Annotated in this window: 1 protein-coding gene; it reads left to right on the top strand. The window is 63.0% G+C overall.

The genetic code is table 11. The annotated features are described in order from the left end of the window. Positions 1 to 66: 66 nt before the first annotated feature. Positions 67 to 468, top strand: a 402-nt coding sequence (locus EN780_RS40110) for a hypothetical protein (protein WP_210215140.1), incomplete at its 3' end; no start/stop codon positions are given.

Genomic DNA, 468 nt, shown 5'->3' with positions numbered 1-468 from the left:
CCATGTGGACACCCGCCTCCAACTCCTGCTCGACCTTGCTGGTATCAGGAGGGAGTAAGCACCGAGATGGCCTTGTCACTGCGTGTCCTTTCCGCCTCCGAGGTGCTGGCGAGTGCGATGGTCGGCTTGTCGATCCAAGGGCCCCCAGAAGCGGTTCGGCGCGCGTTGATTGCGGCGCACCTGCATGCGGCGTGCGACGCAGACGGAGCACGGGATGGTCACGGCGTGTTCACAGGGCGCCTTACCGACATGATCGAAACGAATCTTGGAGGCTTAATTGCGCCTGCTGAGGCGCGCCCGCTGGCTAACAAGGTGTTGGAGGCGCTCGAGGAAACGGGCGACCTTTGGCGGTCACCTAGAGGCTACTGGAAGTCAACACCTCCGCGCGCCGTCGCATTATCGGGAGGGTTGTCCTTCTTGCTAGGCGCTCTCCCGTCAGGTGGCTTTGTCACGGCAGGGGTCATGCGC

It is taken from the genome of Mesorhizobium sp. M4B.F.Ca.ET.089.01.1.1, from assembly GCF_004022605.1.
In the GTDB taxonomy this organism is placed as follows: domain Bacteria; phylum Pseudomonadota; class Alphaproteobacteria; order Rhizobiales; family Rhizobiaceae; genus Mesorhizobium; species Mesorhizobium abyssinicae.
Note: the sequence above shows the minus strand (reverse complement) of the source record. Positions and strands in the feature narration are given on the sequence as shown.